The 591-nt window shown below is 71.2% G+C and carries 1 pseudogene; it reads left to right on the plus strand.

Annotated features, from left to right (window positions below):
- A pseudogene (locus DK459_RS01445) lies at positions 1–591 on the plus strand (hypothetical protein); the annotation flags it as partial.

The following is a 591-nucleotide window of genomic DNA, read 5'->3' on the forward strand; positions in this document are numbered from 1 at the left end:
CTGCGCCATGACGGCATCCCCAGGGACGCCCTGGAAACGCTGGACTGGGCCATCGTGCTGATGAACTGGGCCAGCCTGGCCCTGACCTTGCCGGTGGTGCTGTATTCGGCCTGGCCGATCTGGCGCCACGCCGGCGCCAACCTGCGCCAGGGCCGCGCCGGCATGGACGTGCCGGTGGCGCTGGGCATCGTCGCCGCTTTCGTCCCCAGCGTGCATGCCACCTATACGGGCCGCGGCGAGGTGTATTTCGATTCGGTCACCATGTTCGTCGCCTTCCTGCTGACGGCGCGCTACCTGGAACTGTGCGCCCGGCAGTCGTTCGGCGGCTCGACGGGCGGCCAACGGCATGCCCGGGTCGAGGCGCAGCGCCTGCTGCTGGGCGCCGGCGCCGACCGGCTGGCCTCGCGCTTCGTCATGGCGCAAGTGGCGCTGGCGCTGGGGGCGGCGGCCGCCTGGGCCTATATCGATCCGGCCCACAGCCTTCCCGTCATGGTCGCGCTGCTGGTGATGAGCTGTCCCTGCGCCATGTCGATGGCGGTGCCCACCGCCATGGCGTCGGCCCATTCGGCGCTGGCGGCCCATCCGTCGATG

It is taken from the genome of Achromobacter sp. RW408, from assembly GCF_003184165.1.
In the GTDB taxonomy this organism is placed as follows: Bacteria; Pseudomonadota; Gammaproteobacteria; order Burkholderiales; family Burkholderiaceae_B; genus Achromobacter; species Achromobacter xylosoxidans.